The organism is Candidatus Protochlamydia sp. R18 (assembly GCF_000648255.1).
GTDB classification, from domain to species: Bacteria; Chlamydiota; Chlamydiia; order Chlamydiales; family Parachlamydiaceae; genus Protochlamydia; species Protochlamydia amoebophila.
In genome coordinates this window covers 1-316 of record NZ_BASL01000030.1, presented here as the reverse complement: position 1 = coordinate 316, position 316 = coordinate 1, and the positions used below count along the sequence as shown (strand labels likewise).

The following is a 316-nucleotide window of genomic DNA, read 5'->3' as shown; positions in this document are numbered from 1 at the left end:
TGATTAATTCATCTAAATAGCGAGAAAAAGGCGATAACTGAATAATTGTTCGTTCCATATCTTTAATATACCACTTGGTGGTATATTAAGACAATTAACTAAATGCAAAAACTAAAACTTATCTAGGTAAAATAGGTACGTTAAGACGCACAATCGGGCAGTTATCGGGTAAGCGCACAAAAGCTTGGTTGCGAGACAGAAATTGAATATCAGTTTTAGTAATCAATTGTTGATACCGCGTTTGTTGATTTAAACTTACCCCATCTCGAATGTCATTGGCTCCATAAGACAGCCCTTTTTGATACTCTCTAATTTC

The 316-nt window shown here is 34.8% G+C and carries 1 protein-coding gene; it reads right to left on the bottom strand.

Annotated elements, in window-relative coordinates; translation table 11 throughout:
* Window positions 1-118 precede the first annotated feature (118 nt).
* A partial coding sequence (locus tag TY19_RS00010; RefSeq protein WP_042277905.1) for a type IV secretion system DNA-binding domain-containing protein occupies window positions 119-316 on the bottom strand: 198 nt, incomplete at its 5' end.